We start from the raw sequence: 15,324 nt of genomic DNA on the forward strand, positions 1-15,324 counted from the left end.
TCGGGTGGGGGTATTCTTGCTACTGCTGCTGCGCCGCCTCTGCCTGGCGCCTGAGCACTTCTGACTCGGGCAGGGCGTTGGCGTATTGTAGCTCGCGGTTGGCGCGGTTCCAGAAGGCGGGGTGGACGCGGTCGAGCAGGGCGGGTTCGGTCGGCGTGAGATCGAGCTGCGCCGCGGTATCGGCACTCAAATAAAGGATGGCGTTCTGGCGGTACCAGGCGGGGATGTCCTCGTCGGTCCAGATGGTGTCGCGGATGATGTCGTAGGCGCGGTAGTCCTGCGCGGCGAAGAGCGTGGCCCAGAAACTGTGCCATTGCTCGTTGCGGTGCCCGACGCCGCCCTGACCAGGGATGGCGGCGCTGAAGAGCACTGCCGGGGCCAGGGAGACGAGATCGGCGATAAAGCCTGGTGCGCGCCCGGGGGAGAGATGCTCGGCGACTTCGAGCGATATCGCCAGATCCACTTTCGGGCCGGTGAAAGGCTGCTCAAGGTCCTGCGGGGCGAAGGCGATGCGGGCGTCGTCGAGCATCGCTGCGGTGACCCAGTCGCCTTCAATGCCAAAGGCCCGTCCAGCGCCGGTTGCGAGCGCTGCAGCGAGGAAGGTCCCGGTGCCGCAGCCGATGTCGGCAACGCTCGAGCGCTTCAGACCCGCGGGCAAGGCGGCAAGGATGCGCTCGGCGGCCAGCGCGGTGTGGGCGCGGCGATTATCGTAGAAGCCGGTGGGGTAGAGGGATGCAGTCATGGCGGCTCCTAGTGATGGACGAGGCTAGCGCGGCGTGATGGCATTCACAACTTTGTGTCGCGGGCGGAGGCGCAGATATGGGCAAGTGTCTGCGATACCGGGGCAATTCAAATCAACTGCCAGATAGCGCCTTAGCATTGACTGCATACCCCATGGGCATGGTGCCGGCAGCGACAAACCCAAGGATAACCGGCTGTTAAGGTAAAGGGACCGATAATGCCGACCTGGAAGCGATGTCGTCTTCAAGGTGAGTTTGGGGTTCTATGCGTCTTATTATCGGCATCGTCGTGGTTATTGGCTGCGTGGTTGGCGGCTATCTGGGCGTGGGCGGGCATCTTTACGTGCTCTGGCAGCCCTTTGAATTCGTCATCATTCTGGGCGCCGCGATCGGCGCCTTCGTGATCGGCAATACCGGCCCGATCATCAAGGGCACGCTGGGCGCCTTCGGCACGCTGCTCAAGGGTCCGAAATACAACAAGGCGGCCTATATCGAGCTGCTGAGCATGCAGTTCACGCTCTACAAGCTGGTGCAGTCCAAGGGCATCCTGGCGCTGGAACAGCATATCGAAAATCCGCATGAATCCTCGCTGTTCAGCCGCTTCCCCAAATTTGCGGCCAATCACCATGCGGTGGAATTCGTCTGCGACTACCTGCGCATGGTGACCTTGGGTTCCAACAATGTGCACGAGATCGAAGCCCTCATGGACGAGGAACTCGAGACGCATCACCAGGAGCAGGAGCGCATTGTGGGCGCCGTGCAGGCGCTGGCTGACGGTACACCGGCGCTGGGCATCGTGGCCGCCGTGCTGGGCGTTATCCATACCATGGGCGCGATCAGCGAGCCGCCCGAAGTGCTCGGTCACATGATCGGTGGCGCTCTGGTGGGTACGTTCTTCGGCGTGTTCGTGGCCTATGGCTTCTTTGCGCCTTTCGCGCAGTCGCTCAAGAACATCTACGAGGCCGAGTCCAAATATTATCTGTCGCTCAAGACGGGTCTTCTGGCCCATATCTCGGGCCAGGTGCCGGTGATGGCGATCGAATTTGCCCGCAAGGCGCTGCTATCGGAAGACCGTCCGAGCTTTGCCGAGGTCGATGAAGCGACGCAGAACCTCGCGCCCGCGACGCCGTAGCAGGACAGCATCATGGCCAATTACGATCAGCCGATCATCATCAAGAAGGTCAAGAAGAACAAGCACGCCCACCACGGCGGCGCCTGGAAGATCGCCTATGCCGACTTCGTGACCGCGATGATGGCCTTCTTCCTGCTGCTTTGGCTGATCTCGATGACGACGCCGGAGCAGAAGGAAGGTCTCGCCACCTATTTTGCGCCGCCCAATATCGCTCCGACCACCAGTGGTTCGGGTGGGGTGATGGGGGGTACGGCGCTGGACAATGACGGATCGCTGATGGCCGGGTCGACGCCGCAGGAGCGCACCGATGCCTCGGTGACGCCCAAGGGCGAGGAATTCGGCACCATGCAGGGTGCGCTCAGCGGCAACGAGAAGCAGAGCGGCAACGAGTTCGAGGCGGCCATGGCTTCGGCCTATGACCTCAAGGCGCGTGACGACCAGGGCTTCCACAGCGCCGCCGCCAGCATCAAGCAGGCCTGGCAGGCCATGCCCGACATTACCGAAGTGGCCGATAACCTTTTGGTGGAAGAGACCGACGAGGGACTCAATATCCGCATCGTCGACCAGGAAGGCCGGCCGATGTTCCCCGAGGGGTCGAAATATCCCAACGAGACGACGCGTCAGGCCATTGCGGCGATTGCGCCGATCCTGCAGCGGCTGACCAATCCGGTGCGCATCGAGGGTCATACCGCAGCCGGTGGTGTCTATGCCAATCCCCGTTACGGCTCGTGGGAACTGTCGGCGGATCGCGCCAATACGGTGCGGCAGATCCTGGGCGAGTTCGGCCTTTCAGACGACCACGTCAATTCGGTGGTGGGCCGTTCGACAGCAGAACCCTTTTTCCCCAATGACCCCTATATGGCGGCCAATGAGCGGATCGAAATCACGCTGCTCTATGAGACGCCGCCCGTGCCGGGGAACCTGGCGCCTTAAGTCTTCAGGGCCCCGCCATCGTGCGGGGCCTTTTGTATTCCCGGCAGAATTCGTCTGGTATGGCAGATCGTGGCAGTGCATGCTCGTCCAATAGCGAGGAGTTTTGCCGTGCCCTTTCCCGACCTGACGCAGCCCGAACTTGGCCAGTATCAAAGCGCTGTGGAGATGCCGTCCGACTTCGCGGCCTTCTGGGAGGCGACGATTGCCGAGGCACGGGCGGTCGGCGGTGCGGTCAGCATCGTCAAGGCCGAGACGACGCTCAAAGCCGTCGAGGCATATGACGTGACCTTTCCCGGCTTTGGCGGGCATCCCATCAAGGGCTGGCTGGTGCTGCCGGCGCAGCGCGCGGGCAGGCTGCCGCTGGTGGTGCAATATCTGGGCTATGGCGGCGGGCGTGGCTTTGCGCACGAGCAATTGCATTGGGCGGCTTCGGGCTATGCCTATTTCCGCATGGATACACGCGGGCAGGGCAGTTCGTGGTCGACGGGCGGGACGGCCGATCCGGTCGGCACGACGCCCTCCATTCCGGGCATGATGACCAAGGGCATCCTGGACCGGCACGACTACTACTATCGCCGCGTGTTCACCGATGCGGTGCGGGCTATCGACGCGCTGGTGGCGCAGGATTTCGTCGACGAAGCGCGTATTGCGGTCTGTGGCGGCAGCCAGGGCGGCGGGATTTCGCTGGCGGTGGCGGGGATTGATCCGCGGGTCAGGGCGGCGATGCCGGATGTGCCGTTTCTTTGCGACTATCGCCGCGCCATGGCCAAGGCGGCGCGCGACCCCTATGGCGAGATCGTGCGGTTCCTTGCGCAGCATCGCGACAAGAAGGAACAGGTGTTTTCGACCCTGGCCTATTTCGACGGGGTCAATTTCGCGCGGCAGGCGCGGGCCGAGGCGCTGTTTTCCGTGGCGCTGATGGACGATATCTGCCCGCCCTCAACGGTCTACGGTGCCTATAATGCGTATGCCGGCACCAAGAGCATCGAGGAATACGAGTATAACAACCACGAGGGCGGACAGGCCTTCCACGACCGGGCGCAGATGCTCTGGCTGGGGCAGCGATTCACATAGGTTAAGCCAAGGTAAAATCGCGGAACCCATAAGCGCGAGGAGCCGTTCACAGGCCAGCGTCACCAAATTCATCACTGGAGACAATCATGGCTAGCGAAAAGACCCTCAACGACCTGTTCCTCGATACGCTCAAGGACATTTATTACGCCGAGCGGCAGATCGTGAAGACCCTGCCGAAAATGGCCAAGGCCGCTACCACTCCCGAGCTCAAAGCCGGGTTCGAACAGCATCTGGAAGAGACCGAAGGCCATGTGGAGCGGCTGGAGCAGATCTTCGAGCTGCTGGGCAAGCCGGCACGCGGCAAAACCTGCGACGCCATCCTCGGCATCATCGAGGAAGGCAAGTCGATCATCGAGGACTACAAGGGCACCGTGGCGATCGACGCTGGCCTGGTTTCCGCCGCCCAGGCGGTGGAGCATTACGAGATTGCCCGCTATGGCACGCTCAAGACCTGGGCGACCCAGCTCGGCATGAAGGAAGCCGTGGCACTGCTCGATGCGACGCTGCAGGAAGAGCTGGCGACCGACAAGAAGCTCAGCGAGGTCGCCACGTCCAATGTGAACCAGAAGGCGGCCTGATCCGGGTTCGGATCACGGCGGTATGAGTGATGCGCAAGAATTCCGAGGTCGCCGATCGCATTCGGCAGACGGCCTATTTCCTCTGGGAACAGGATGGACGCCCGGAGGGACAGGCCTTCGACTACTGGCTCAAGGCCAAGGATAGCCTGTTGCGCGAACTTGCCTATGACAAATGGCTTGCCGAAGGCACGCCGATCGGCCGCGACGCGGAAATCTGGCAGAAAGTCGCCGCGGAAATCGAGAAGAAATGAAAACGGGCCCGCGAGGGCCCGTTTTGGTTCTTGGCGCTGCGCTCAGACTTCAGTCTTTGGCGCGTTCGACGTAGGAATTGTCTTCGGTCAGGATGACGATGCGGGTGCCGACGCCGATGTGGGGCGGGACCATGACCTTGAGGCCGTTGTTGAGGACGGCGGGCTTATAGGAGGAGGATGCGGTCTGGCCCTTGACGACCGGCTCGGTCTCGACGATCTCGAAGGTCAGGCGCTGCGGCAGTTCGATGGCGATGGCATTGCCTTCGAAGGTCTTGAGATAGACCTTCATGCCGTCGGTCAGATAGGCCTTCTGGTCGCCGATCACGTCGTCGGAAACGACCAGCTGCTCGTAGGAGACGGGCTCCATGAAGTGGTGGCCTTCGCCGTCGGAATAGAGGTAATCGTATTCGCGCTCATCGACATCGGCCTTTTCGACCATTTCGACAGTGCGCCAGCGGCCGACCACCTTTACGCCGTCCGACATGCGGCGCATGTTGACGTTGGTGATGGAATTGCCCTTGCCGGGATGGACGTTTTCAGCGGTGAGCACGACATGCAGATTGCCGTCCTGCTCGACGACATTGCCCTTGCGCAGCGAAGAGGCGATGACCTTGACCATTATTCTTCCTTGTTCAACTCATTGGCGCGTCGTAGAGGCAGGCCGTCTTGCTGCGCCGGAATAGACTTTCGTGCGCCAACTACCCTATCTCGCGAGAAATCGCCAGCCCGGCCGTCATAAAGGTCAGATGAGCACAACGGAAAATCAGCCCTCACCCTGGTGGACCCCTTCGGTACATGCCGACCGGCGGCCGATCCTGCTCGCGCGGGGCCGGATCGAGGCGGCTATCCGCAGCTACCTGGCGGACCGCGACTTCCTGATGGTCGATCCGCCGGGACTGCAGCGCTCGCCGGGCAATGAGACGCATCTGCATGCCTTTGGCACGACCATGATCGGCAATGACGGGGCGGGGGCGCAAATGTATCTGCACACCTCGCCCGAATTCACGATGAAGAAGCTCCTCGCAGCCGGCGAGCGGCGGATTGCAAGCCTGCAGCATGTGTGGCGCAACCGCGAGCGTAGCGCGCTGCACCATCCCGAATTCACCATGCTGGAATGGTATCGCGCGGGCGAGCCCTATGAGGCGGTGATCCGCGATTGCCTCGCCATGTTGACGCTGGCGGCCAAGGCAACAAAGTCCAGGGTGCTGCGCTATCGCGACCGCGAATGCGACCCCTTCGTCGAGGCCGAGCGGCTGAGCGTGGTCGAGGCTTTTTCCCGATATGCCGGGATCGAACTGTTGGCAACGATGGATGCGGACGGCGTGACCGATGGCGAGTTGTTGGCCGCGCAGATGCTGGCGCAGGGACTGGCGGTGCCGGAGGATCGGAGCTGGAGCTATCTGTTCAGCCGGGTGCTGGTGGAAAAGGTCGAGCCCAACCTGGGAATCGGGCGGGTGACGGTGCTGGATCGCTATCCCGCCGCCGAGGCAGCGCTGGCGCGGCGGACGTCGGATGACCGGCGCGTGTCGGAGCGGTTCGAGCTTTATGCCTGCGGCGTTGAACTGGCCAATGGGTTTGGCGAATTGACGGATCCCGAAGAGCAGCACCGGCGTTTTGAAGCCGAGATGGATGAGAAGCACCGCATCTATGGCGAACGCTATCCGGTCGACGCGGATTTCCTGTCGGCCTTGGCACTGATGCCGGAGGCCTCTGGCGTGGCGCTGGGTTTTGACCGGCTGGTCATGCTGGCGACATCAGCGCCGCGCATCGATGCCGTGCTCTGGGCGCCGGTGGCGCAATGAGTATTCTGCCGTTCAAGAACCCGGCAAGGGAACGTTCGATCAAGTCGGTGGAGGGGCTGGTCGAGGCGGGTCTCGCTGCGGCGGATGCCGGGCTGGGCGCCGTTACCGAAAAATATGCCGTCGCCATCACTCCGGCCGTGCTGGCGTTGATCGATCCGAGTGATCCCGATGATCCGATGGCGCGCCAGTTCGTGCCGACGGCGGCGGAGCTGGTGACGACGCCGGATGAGCTGGCTGATCCGATCGGCGATCTCAGCCATTCGCCGGTGGAGGGGATCGTGCATCGCTATCCCGACCGGGTGCTGCTCAAGGCGGTGCACGTCTGTCCGGTCTATTGTCGTTTCTGCTTCCGCCGCGAAATGGTGGGGCCGCAGGGCTTGGGCACGCTGACCGGTCCCGAACTGGATGCGGCGATCGCCTATATCGCCAGCCACGACGAAATCTGGGAGGTGATCCTCACCGGTGGCGATCCGCTGGTGCTGTCGTCGCGCAGGCTGCGCGAACTGATGGCGCGGCTGGCGGGGATCGAGCACGTCAAGATCGTGCGCTTTCATACGCGGGTGCCGGTGGTGGAGCCGGAGCGGGTCGATGCGGAGATGGTTGCGGCGCTGAAAGCCTCGGGCAAGGCGACCTATCTGGCGGTACATGCCAATCATCCGCGCGAATTCAGTCCGTCTGCCAAGGAAGCGCTGGCGCTTCTGGCCGATAGCGGCGTGGTGCTGATCAGCCAGTCGGTGCTGCTGCGTGGCGTCAACGACGATGTCGAGACGCTGGCGGCGCTAATGAAGGGCTTTGTCGAGAACCGGGTGAAGCCCTATTACCTGCATCATCCGGACCTGGCACCGGGCACCAGCCATTTCCGCCTCTCCATCGACGAGGGCCAGAGGCTGGTTACGGCGCTGCGCGGCAGGATTTCGGGCCTGGCGCAGCCGACCTATATTCTCGATATCCCCGGCGGGCACGGCAAGGCCGAGATCGGCGCTTCGGTGATTTCGGGACAGGACGGGTGCTTCACAGTGCGGGACTGGCAGGGCGGCGAACACCAATACCCGCCGCGCTGATTTCTCTTTGTTCAGAGGGACGTGCTAGGAAGAGCGCCCGTCACGAAGAACGCGCCCTCTAGATGTCTCCACTCGTCGGAATTTTTCTGCTGCTGGCCCTGATTGGCGCCAGCGTGATCATTGCCCTGTCGGAAATCGCCTTTGCGGCGGCGCGCGAGGTGCGGATCCGTTCGCTGGCTGAGGCGGGCGACAAGCGGGCGCTGCGTTTCGTGGCGCTGCGGGCCAATGCCGGCAATGTGCTGACGGCGCTGCAAATTGCCACCAATGCCGTGTCGATCCTCGCCGGTACGCTGGGCGAGGATACGCTGGGGCCGGTGTTCCGCGGTGGGCTTCTGGCGCTGGGTGTGGATCCCGGCGTGGCGGGCATCACCGGGTCGATCCTGGCCTTTTGTCTCGTCACATCGGCTTTCGTGCTGTTTGCCGACCTGACGCCAAAACGCGTGGCCATGCTGGTGCCCGAAGAGGTGGCGCTGTCCATGGTCTGGTTCCCAGAACTGGCCGTTGTCGTGCTCAAGCCGCTGGTCTGGCTGTTCGGCAAGCTGTCGGATGGGGTGATCTCGCTGCTGCGGCTCGAGCCCAAGGTGGCGGCCGACGAGGTGACGGCCGAGGATTTCCGGCTGATCCTCGCGGGCGGGGCGGCCTCGGGCGTCTTGATGAAGAATGAGCACCGGCTCATCGAGAACGTGCTGGCGCTGGAATTGCGCAGCGTCACCTCGGTGATGACCATTCGCGACGACATCGTTTATCTCGACATCAGCGATCCGCACGAGGTGCAACAGGACAAGGTGCGGCGGCGACCGTTTTCGCATTATCCGATCTGCGATGGCGGGATCGATGCGGTGATCGGCTGCGTGCGCGCCGAGGACGTGCTGGCCACGGCGATCGACCGGGCCGAGCAGGTGGATTTCGCCAAGGCGCGGCGCGATGTGCTGTCGGTGCCCGATACGCTCAATGTGTGGGAAGTGCTGGCCGAATTCCAGGCGCAGAGCACCGGCTTTGCGCTGGTGGTCAGCGAATATGCACTGGTGGTGGGGGTCGTGACCTTCAAGGACCTGATGGGCGCGCTGATGCAGGGCCTGGCCAATCCCTTCGAGGAGCAGGCCATTCTCAAGCGCGACGACCAGAGCTGGCTGGTAGATGGCATGGCGCCCTTTGTCGACGTGACGCGGGCGCTGCATATCAAGCATCTGGCGCCCGAGGCGTCTTATGAAACCATCGGCGGCTTTATCGTGCACCGCCTGCGCCGCGCTGCGCGCAAGGGCGACCGGGTGGAAGCGGCGGGCTATGTGTTCGAAGTGGTCGATGCCGACAAGATGCGGCTCAACCAGCTTCTGGTGACCAAGACCTCGGGCAAGAGCAAGATCATCGCTGGCTGAGGCTTTGGTGGGTGGTTGCTCGTTGAGGAACGAACTTCGAAGACTTGCGCCAATCGAGGCGTGATCGCAAAGGGTTAGCCGGGCTCACGTTTGCTTGAGGCAAAAGTGTAGGCTAACACTTCGCACAGAGCTTTTCTCCGCGAGTCCCTTTTCATGTCCTTCGTCAATTTGCCCCTGCCCAGCCGTTCGCTGGCGATCAAGGGCCGGCCATTTGCGGCACCGGCAGCGTTCCTCTTCACCCTGGTCATTCTGAGTGCTCTGGCAATCGGCCTTGCCTGGTGGCAGGGGCCGGGCCTGTGGCGCGATATCCAGATCAGCCAGGCGCCCCTCACGATCGACGACTGGGAGATGCTGGATGGCGAATGCAGCACGCGCCGCGGGCTGACCGATTGCGAGACGCATGTGACCTACACCTATGAGGGGCAGGACTACGACAAGCACATCACCATCGCCTTCCTCGATTTTTCCAGCGGCGATTATCTCGTCGATCTGGTGATTTCGGAGGACGATCCGGACCTGGCGACGATCAGCCTGGGTCTCGACATGCTGTGGAATCGCCTCGCGGTATTCGGCGTATTCATGGCGCTGTTCGTCGGTGGTCCGCTGGTCATGGTCTGGTCGGCCTTCCAGGCCAACCGGGCCAATGGCGCTGCCAATGTTGCCGGGCGGATCGAGGTCGTGCCGGTGCAGGTGACCGGGGTGGACGAGAAGCGCGGGCAGAAAAATGTCGCCTATGTCCCCGTGGTCAACGGCAAGCGCAAGGGCAATATGATCCGCAGCCATTTCCGCGACGGCGACGAGCCGCTGATGGCGGTGGGTGACGATGGTGCCTGGTATGGCGTGGCGGTCAAGTCGGAGCAGTTGGGCATGCCGGTGCTGCTCGATCGCGGGCTGATGCGGCTCGATATTGCCGACAGCGAACGCCAGCATGCCCTGGCGGCTTTCGAGATCGAACAGAGCGAACGTGGTGTTGCGCCGAGCGAGGCGCAGGCACAGACCAAAAATCCATCGCCATGGAAAGCGACGTTGCGCGGCGTGATGGCGGCTGGCGGTGTCCTGGTGCTGATGGTAATCGGCATCTTTGGCTACTGGGTCTATTATGCGACCAGTGCCGGCGATGCCTTTGACTCGATCGGCATCGAGATCAACAACCTGATGCCGCAGCCGCTGAACGACTGGGCCTGCAGCCAGCTCTACGAGCGTTTCGGCGACGAGCGTGCGCCCTATGGCTGCGTGGCCGACGATTATACCAGCTGGAAGGTCGCGCCGGGCAAGACCAAGTCGTAGCCTCGATCTGGAACAGGCTTTAAGCCTGTTCCAGCGCCCTCCCGGCCGGGAAAATGCCGGACATGACGGTGAAACCGGGGATGCGGCGGACGCGGTCGGTCCAGCGGCGCAAGGCCGGATAGTCCTCGCGGCCGATGCCGCCTTCCTCGCTCAGCATGACATAGGGGAAGCAGGCGATGTCGGCGGTGGTCGGATGGGCGGGCGAGGCCAGCCAGTCGCGGGCTTCGCGTTCGCCGAACCAGAGGTGTTCGTCCATCAGGCGGAAAATGCGGTGGGCGCCCTTCTGAGTCTTTTCAATGTCGAAGTCATAGTCATAGCCCAGCGCCAGGCGGGCCGCCGATGATGTGGCGGTGATGTCGTCGGCCACGGCGTGCCAGCGCAGCACTTGAGCCGTGACGGCCGGGTCGTCGGGGAACCAGAGGCCGGTCTCGTCGTATTTTTTCGCCAGATAGGCGAGGATGGCGCCGGAGTCCGAGAGGGTCAGTTCGCCGTCCTGCAGCACGGGCAATTGGCCGAAGGGATTGAGGCGCAGGAACCAGTCGGACTTGTGATGCTTGCCGGGAAAGAAATCGACCGGGACGATGTCGTAACGGAGCCTGAGGATGCTCATCAGCAGGCGCAGCTTGTAGCAATTGCCGGAGAGTTCGAAGTCGTAAAGGGTGATGGCCATAAGTCAGATATCCAGCACGAGGCGCGGGGATTTGGCACGGCTGACGCAGGTCATCATGCAGGTGTTAGAGGCCTTCTCGGAGCGGTTGAGATAGACGTCCTGGTGGTCGACCTCGCCCTCGATGACGGTGGTCAGGCAGGTGCCGCAGGCGCCCTGTTCGCAGGAGCTGGGCACCGAGAGCCCGTTGTCGCGCATGACTTCCAAAATGGTCTTGCCCGAGGGGACATGCAGGGTCATGGCCGAGCGGGCCAGTTCGACGTCGAAGGCCGAGGAATTGTCGATCGGCTTGTCATTCTTGAAATATTCGAAGTGGACGGCTTCTTCGGGCCAGCCCTGGGCGGCGGCGGTGTCGCGCACGGTTTCGAGCATGGCACCGGGGCCGCAGACATAGACATGCTGCGCCATGGACCATTGACCAAGCGCCGAGGCGATGGTCGTGGCGATCTCGGCGCGGGGCAGGCCGGTGTGGAAGACCACCTTGCCATGGAGGGCTTCGAGTTCGCTGCGGAAGGCCGTGGTCTCGCCGGCGCGGGTGAAATAATGCAGCTCGTAGTTGAGGCTCGACTTGTCGAGGAAACGGGCCATGGAGAGGAGCGGGGTGATGCCGATGCCGCCGGCGATGAGCACGGTGCGGGTGGCGTCGCGGCGCAGCGGGAAATTGTTGCGGGGTTCGGAAATGGAGAGCAGGTCGCCTTCGCGGACGGTTTCCACCAGCACCTTGGAGCCGCCCGTGGAGGCGCTTTCCTGCTTGACGCCGATGACATAGCTCATCAGGTCGCCCGGGCCATTGGTGATGGAATATTGCCGCGTCATGCCATTGGGCAGGTGCACATCGATATGCGCGCCGGGCTGGAAGGTGGGGAGGTGACCATCACGCGCGGCGAGCTCGAAGCCGATGACGCCATCGGCGCTGGTCCATTTGCGCTTCACCACCACGGTGATCGTATTGCCTTTGGGTACGGCTATCTCGGGCATGGTCGAAAGCTCGGCCGAGACCTTCTCGAAGGCGGGCTTGAGCGGTTCGGGCGCGGGCTTCTTCTTCGCGGCGCGTTCGAGGCGATCGCGTAGCCTGGAGAGGGTTTCGCTGTAGTGGCGGAGCGTTGCGCGTTCGTCGGCCGGCTTGTCGGCCAGCAGGCCGCGGATCACGGCGCGGTCGGCAGCGACAGGCTGGACGAAATAGTAAGTGCCGCCGAAGCGGACGGCGAGGCCGGGCAGGAGGTCGGCCGGCTGGTCATCGGGGGCGAGACGGGCGAGGGCCGCCAGCACATCCTCGGGCTCGGCATTGACGGGAATGGGGCGCAGGGCGAACCAGTCATGACCCTCGGCGCCGGGGAAGGGGCGGAAGGGCTGGTCGTCATTGGCGGCGGACCAGACCAGGCCATAGGCTTCGCGCACCGGATAGGTCTTGTTCTGGATGCGGCGAGCCGGAGCGTCGGCGGGATGGGCGGGGATATAGGTGCAGCCAGCGGAGCGATTGGCATAGCGCCAGCCGTGATACTGGCACTTGAGCTCGCCGCCCTCGTTGACGCCGATGGAGAGGCGCACGCCGCGATGGAGGCACCGGTTTTCCCAGACGTTCACATTGCCATCGTCAGCGCGCCAGACGGCGAGTTCACGGCCCAGCAACTGGCCCTGGTAGACATGGCGGAAGGGCAGGTCGTCGCTGCTGGCAATGGGATACCAAGTGGGATCGGAAAGGGTGAGCGTCATGGCTTCATCCGAAATGTTCGAGATCGCGCCACGATCGGATGAGGTCGTTTTCCGTTTGCCTTGGCGTACGGGGCAAACAGCGCAGCATCAGCCGGCGACGGGAATGGTGCCGTAGGTGATGCCCTTCTGGCTCAGCCAGCGGCGGTAGGCGATGGCCGACTTGTCGGCGCGGATCGGCGTTTCGGCCCGCGGATCCAGTGGCAGCCGCTTGGGAAACTGGTTTTCGAGGATCGGCTTGTCCTGGCCAAAGATGGTTTGCTGGAAGCGGCGCAGGTCAGTGATGGTCGATGTCGAGTCGATCATCGATTGCAGCAGGTGGGCGCGGCAGCGTTCCTCGGTCATAGGCTGGAGAAAGATGGCGATGACGTCGCGGCGGCTCTCGTCTTCGGGGCAGGATTTGTAGAGCACCGAACAGAAGGGATGGGGCACGCGGTAGACATATTCGACTTCCATGGCCTCGGTGGCCGACTTGGCGGCCATGGGCTGGATGAACTTGCACTTGGTGGCCAGAACTTCGTCGCGCTCTTCGGAGACTTCGACGTCATATTCCTTGACCTCGGTATGCGGCTCGGCGCCGAGGATGTCAGTGTGGACATAGGGGAAATGGCCCATGTCGAGGAAGTTTTCCACCGCGCGGGGCGCCGAGACATGGATGCCGATCGAGCCGCAGCTCATGTTGACGCGATCGCTCTCGGCATATTCGGGAATGGGGAAAAGCTCGGCCGGCGGTTTGCCGAGGCTGGTCCAGATATAGCCATAGCCAGTGATGGCGGGGAGACGATCGAGAATGGCTTCGGGGTCGATCTCGTCGCCCTGTTCCTCATCGGTCCGGCGCCAGACCACAGGATTGCCGTCGCTGTCGCGGGTCAGCGCCAGGCGGGTATCGAGCAGCAGGGTGGTTTCGACCACGCCGACGGCGATTTCATTGGTGGCGGCAATGACCTGCCAGAGGTCACGGGTGATGGGATCAATGCTGGGCATGGACGGTCTCAACGTTTCGCCCGAGCATAAGCGCATGACATGGCCGTGTCAGCGCAAAGTTGATCGAATGGGCCATGCGCCCTGTTCATGGTCAACGCATATCGAGCAGCAGGGCGCGGTGATCGGAGACTTCGGGGCTGGCAACGGCGTCGAAGGCGATGATCTCCACATCGGGCGTCGTCAGCAGATAGTCGGCGTAGCGGCCGGGCTTCTCGTACCAGGAGGTGCGTGTGTCGGTGTGGCCGCGGCCGGTGACGAGGTCGGTGAGGCCGAGTTTTCCCAGCGTGGCGAAGGTGACGCTGTCGGGCAGAACGTTGAAGTCGCCGCAGACGATGAGGGGTTCATCGCCGGGCCAGCCTTTGTGGATGATGTCGACGAAGGCTTCGGCCTGGGCGGCGCGGGCGGGAGAATCGCCCTTGCCGGTCAGTTCACGCAACCCGTGCATTTGGGCCACCGTGATGGTCTTGCCGTCGGGCGTGGCGATGCGCAGGGCATGGGCGTTGCGGGCGCGGGGATGCTCGCCCCAGCCATCCGGAGAATAGTGGCCGTGCACAAATCCCGCGTGCTGGGCGATGACGGGCAGGGACTTGCGCACGAAGGTGGCAAGGCCGAATTGCGAGGGGATCGGTATCTCGCCATGAAACAAAGGCCCGCTGGCCGTTGGCAGGAAGAAGCCGTCGTGGTCGGGCAGGGCACTGGCCAGTTCGTCGAAGAAATTGGCGCGCTGCGGCAGCTCGAGCCCGGGTTCGCGATAGATCAGCCAGTCGTCCGGCGTGTCAGGGGTGCGCGAGACTTCCTGCAGGCACAGTATATCGGCGCCGATCCCGGCAAGATAGCTCAACACCTCGGCGTGGAGACGCCCAGACCAGGTGTTGAGCGAGACAATCCGCACGGATCAGCCTTCGCGATAGATGTCGAAGGGGCCGAAAGCCTGGGTGGTGGCCATGACCTGGAGGCGGTTGACGTTGACATGGGCCGGCAGCGAGGTGGACCAGAAAATGGTCTCGGCAATGTCCTCGGCATTCATCGCCTTGGTGCCCTGATAGGGCTTGCCTGCCTTGCTCTCGTCGCCCTTGAAGCGGACGAGCGAGAATTCGGTCTCGGTAAGGCCCGGCTCGATATTGGTGACGCGGACATTCTTGCCCTGGAGGTCCGAGCGCAGGTTGAGCGCCAGCTGCTTTACGAAGGCCTTGGTGGCGCCGTAGACCGAGCCGCCCGGGTAGGGATAGTCGCCGGCCACCGAACCCAGGGTCACGACATGGCCACCGCCACGGGCGATGAGGCCGGGCAGCAGCGCGCGGACGGTATAGGCGAGGCCCGTCACATTGGTCGCGATCATGGTCTCCCAGTCGGTGATGTCGGTTTCGGCAGCGGGCTGCAGGCCCAGCGCCAGGCCGGCATTGGCGAGGACAATATTGATATTGGCGAAGGGCTCGGGCAGGGACGCGATGACGGCGTCGATGGCCCCACGATCCTGCACGTCGAGCTCGGCGATGTGGCAGTTTTCGGCACCCAGTTCATTCTGCAGTTCGACCAGGCGATCCTTGCGGCGGCCTGTCGCGATCACCTTGCCACCGGCGGCGACATAGCGGCGCGCGGCGGCGGCGCCGAAGCCGGAGGTGGCGCCGGTGATGAAGACGACGAAGCGGCTGGGGTCGAGCAGCGAATACATGAAACAGATCCTGATGGTCGAGAGGACGTCAGGGTGGACCGGCGGGTACGGTGCCGT

16 protein-coding genes are annotated in these 15,324 nt (G+C 63.2%); 9 read left to right on the plus strand and 7 right to left on the minus strand.

Annotated elements, in window-relative coordinates; all coding sequences use genetic code 11:
• Nucleotides 1-19 precede the first annotated feature (19 nt).
• Nucleotides 20-742 (minus strand): class I SAM-dependent methyltransferase, encoded by a 723-nt coding sequence (locus P0Y65_01835; GenBank protein ID WEK05016.1) that lies wholly within the window; start codon nt 740-742, stop codon nt 20-22.
• A 263-nt stretch (nt 743-1,005) separates the two neighbouring features.
• Here P0Y65_01835 and motA point away from each other — a divergent pair, with 263 nt between their 5' ends.
• The 5 genes from motA (at nt 1,006) to P0Y65_01860 (ending at nt 4,708) form a co-directional block, all read left to right on the plus strand.
• A complete protein-coding gene (gene motA / locus P0Y65_01840) occupies nt 1,006-1,872 on the plus strand; it encodes a flagellar motor stator protein MotA (protein ID WEK05017.1) in 867 nt (288 codons plus the stop codon).
• A 12-nt stretch (nt 1,873-1,884) separates the two neighbouring features.
• The gene (locus P0Y65_01845) at nt 1,885-2,805 is read left to right on the plus strand and encodes a flagellar motor protein MotB (GenBank protein ID WEK05018.1); all 921 of its coding nucleotides are present in this window, start codon (nt 1,885-1,887) and stop codon (nt 2,803-2,805) included.
• A 108-nt stretch (nt 2,806-2,913) separates the two neighbouring features.
• Nucleotides 2,914-3,879 (plus strand): acetylxylan esterase, encoded by a 966-nt coding sequence (locus tag P0Y65_01850; protein ID WEK05019.1) that lies wholly within the window; start codon nt 2,914-2,916, stop codon nt 3,877-3,879.
• An 86-nt stretch (nt 3,880-3,965) separates the two neighbouring features.
• Entirely contained in the window at nt 3,966-4,457 is a 492-nt protein-coding gene (locus P0Y65_01855) for a ferritin-like domain-containing protein (GenBank protein ID WEK05020.1), read from the plus strand.
• Nucleotides 4,458-4,486: 29 nt separating this feature from the next.
• Complete coding sequence (locus tag P0Y65_01860; protein ID WEK05021.1) at nt 4,487-4,708, plus strand: DUF2934 domain-containing protein; 222 nt, start codon at nt 4,487-4,489, stop codon at nt 4,706-4,708.
• Nucleotides 4,709-4,757: 49 nt separating this feature from the next.
• On the opposite strand, the gene efp is transcribed toward P0Y65_01860, so the two are convergent.
• Nucleotides 4,758-5,327 carry an elongation factor P gene (gene efp, locus P0Y65_01865; protein ID WEK05022.1) on the minus strand — a complete coding sequence of 190 codons (570 nt, stop codon included), beginning with the start codon at nt 5,325-5,327 and terminating at the stop codon, nt 4,758-4,760.
• A gap of 127 nt (nt 5,328-5,454) precedes the next feature.
• Here efp and epmA point away from each other — a divergent pair, with 127 nt between their 5' ends.
• The 4 genes from epmA (at nt 5,455) to P0Y65_01885 (ending at nt 10,234) form a co-directional block, all read left to right on the plus strand.
• Nucleotides 5,455-6,510, plus strand: coding sequence for an EF-P lysine aminoacylase EpmA (gene epmA, locus P0Y65_01870; protein ID WEK05023.1), 1,056 nt, complete (start codon nt 5,455-5,457; stop codon nt 6,508-6,510).
• Complete coding sequence (locus P0Y65_01875) at nt 6,507-7,571, plus strand: lysine-2,3-aminomutase-like protein (GenBank protein ID WEK05024.1); 1,065 nt, start codon at nt 6,507-6,509, stop codon at nt 7,569-7,571. Before epmA ends, P0Y65_01875 begins: the two co-directional genes overlap by 4 nt.
• A 62-nt stretch (nt 7,572-7,633) precedes the next feature.
• Entirely contained in the window at nt 7,634-8,947 is a 1,314-nt protein-coding gene (locus P0Y65_01880) for a hemolysin family protein (GenBank protein WEK05025.1), read from the plus strand.
• Nucleotides 8,948-9,100: 153 nt separating this feature from the next.
• Nucleotides 9,101-10,234, plus strand: coding sequence for a hypothetical protein (locus P0Y65_01885; protein WEK05026.1), 1,134 nt, complete (start codon nt 9,101-9,103; stop codon nt 10,232-10,234).
• Between the two features lie 19 nt (nt 10,235-10,253).
• On the opposite strand, the gene P0Y65_01890 is transcribed toward P0Y65_01885, so the two are convergent.
• The 5 genes from P0Y65_01890 to P0Y65_01910 form a co-directional block, all read right to left on the minus strand.
• A complete protein-coding gene (locus P0Y65_01890) occupies nt 10,254-10,904 on the minus strand; it encodes a glutathione S-transferase family protein (protein WEK05027.1) in 651 nt (216 codons plus the stop codon).
• Between the two features lie 3 nt (nt 10,905-10,907).
• Nucleotides 10,908-12,614: a Rieske 2Fe-2S domain-containing protein gene (locus tag P0Y65_01895; protein ID WEK05028.1), complete on the minus strand. Its 1,707-nt coding sequence runs from the start codon at nt 12,612-12,614 to the stop codon at nt 10,908-10,910.
• 87 nt (nt 12,615-12,701) lie between these two features.
• Entirely contained in the window at nt 12,702-13,595 is an 894-nt protein-coding gene (locus P0Y65_01900) for an aromatic ring-hydroxylating dioxygenase subunit alpha (GenBank protein ID WEK05029.1), read from the minus strand.
• Nucleotides 13,596-13,686: 91 nt separating this feature from the next.
• Nucleotides 13,687-14,487: an endonuclease/exonuclease/phosphatase family protein gene (locus P0Y65_01905; protein WEK05030.1), complete on the minus strand. Its 801-nt coding sequence runs from the start codon at nt 14,485-14,487 to the stop codon at nt 13,687-13,689.
• A 3-nt stretch (nt 14,488-14,490) separates the two neighbouring features.
• Nucleotides 14,491-15,267, minus strand: coding sequence for an SDR family NAD(P)-dependent oxidoreductase (locus tag P0Y65_01910; GenBank protein ID WEK05031.1), 777 nt, complete (start codon nt 15,265-15,267; stop codon nt 14,491-14,493).
• Nucleotides 15,268-15,324: the final 57 nt, after the last annotated feature.

The sequence above is a fragment of the Candidatus Devosia phytovorans genome, assembly GCA_029202405.1.
Classification (GTDB): domain Bacteria; phylum Pseudomonadota; class Alphaproteobacteria; order Rhizobiales; family Devosiaceae; genus Devosia; species Devosia phytovorans.

What these genes read in the sequence shown, in the direction of transcription:
- P0Y65_01835 (WEK05016.1), bottom strand. Translation starts at nt 742, where the DNA reads ATGACTGCATCCCTCTACCCCACCGGCTTCTACGATAATCGCCGCGCC.
- motA (WEK05017.1), top strand. Translation starts at nt 1,006, where the DNA reads ATGCGTCTTATTATCGGCATCGTCGTGGTTATTGGCTGCGTGGTTGGC.
- P0Y65_01845 (WEK05018.1), top strand. Translation starts at nt 1,885, where the DNA reads ATGGCCAATTACGATCAGCCGATCATCATCAAGAAGGTCAAGAAGAAC.
- P0Y65_01855 (WEK05020.1), top strand. Translation starts at nt 3,966, where the DNA reads ATGGCTAGCGAAAAGACCCTCAACGACCTGTTCCTCGATACGCTCAAG.
- P0Y65_01860 (WEK05021.1), top strand. Translation starts at nt 4,487, where the DNA reads ATGCGCAAGAATTCCGAGGTCGCCGATCGCATTCGGCAGACGGCCTAT.
- efp (WEK05022.1), bottom strand. Translation starts at nt 5,327, where the DNA reads ATGGTCAAGGTCATCGCCTCTTCGCTGCGCAAGGGCAATGTCGTCGAG.
- epmA (WEK05023.1), top strand. Translation starts at nt 5,455, where the DNA reads ATGAGCACAACGGAAAATCAGCCCTCACCCTGGTGGACCCCTTCGGTA.
- P0Y65_01875 (WEK05024.1), top strand. Translation starts at nt 6,507, where the DNA reads ATGAGTATTCTGCCGTTCAAGAACCCGGCAAGGGAACGTTCGATCAAG.
- P0Y65_01880 (WEK05025.1), top strand. Translation starts at nt 7,634, where the DNA reads ATGTCTCCACTCGTCGGAATTTTTCTGCTGCTGGCCCTGATTGGCGCC.
- P0Y65_01885 (WEK05026.1), top strand. Translation starts at nt 9,101, where the DNA reads ATGTCCTTCGTCAATTTGCCCCTGCCCAGCCGTTCGCTGGCGATCAAG.
- P0Y65_01890 (WEK05027.1), bottom strand. Translation starts at nt 10,904, where the DNA reads ATGGCCATCACCCTTTACGACTTCGAACTCTCCGGCAATTGCTACAAG.
- P0Y65_01895 (WEK05028.1), bottom strand. Translation starts at nt 12,614, where the DNA reads ATGACGCTCACCCTTTCCGATCCCACTTGGTATCCCATTGCCAGCAGC.
- P0Y65_01900 (WEK05029.1), bottom strand. Translation starts at nt 13,595, where the DNA reads ATGCCCAGCATTGATCCCATCACCCGTGACCTCTGGCAGGTCATTGCC.
- P0Y65_01910 (WEK05031.1), bottom strand. Translation starts at nt 15,267, where the DNA reads ATGTATTCGCTGCTCGACCCCAGCCGCTTCGTCGTCTTCATCACCGGC.